This is a genomic window from Mycobacterium sp. IDUB_39, assembly GCF_055419205.1.
Window position 1 is genome coordinate 1 of the sequence record NZ_JBVAXF010000033.1, and the last position, 291, is coordinate 291.

At 64.9% G+C, this 291-nt stretch carries 1 protein-coding gene; it reads right to left on the reverse strand.

Annotation, left to right across the window (positions count from 1 at the left end; all coding sequences use genetic code 11):
- Positions 1-291 (reverse strand): transposase (locus tag ACZY0X_RS31240; protein WP_463775904.1); only part of this gene is annotated, 291 nt, incomplete at both ends.

The following is a 291-nucleotide window of genomic DNA, read 5'->3' on the forward strand; positions in this document are numbered from 1 at the left end:
CGGGGATCGCGCGGTCGTCAGCCTCCTTGGGACGGTCGGCGATGTTGATCATGTCCTTGAGTTTGCCCTGGCCGGTTGACTTGCGGCCCTGAGCTTTGCGCTGAGTGCGACCGGTGCGCAGTGCGGTCTTGACCAGCCGGGCCAGCTCCCCGCGCGGTTGAACGTAGAGGGCCTGATAGATCGTCTCGTGTGACACCCACATCTCCGGATCGTTGGGGAAGTCCTGCCGCAGCCGTTCTGCGATCTGCTCGGGACTGTGCCGCTTCTCCAAGCGTGCCACCACCTCGGCGA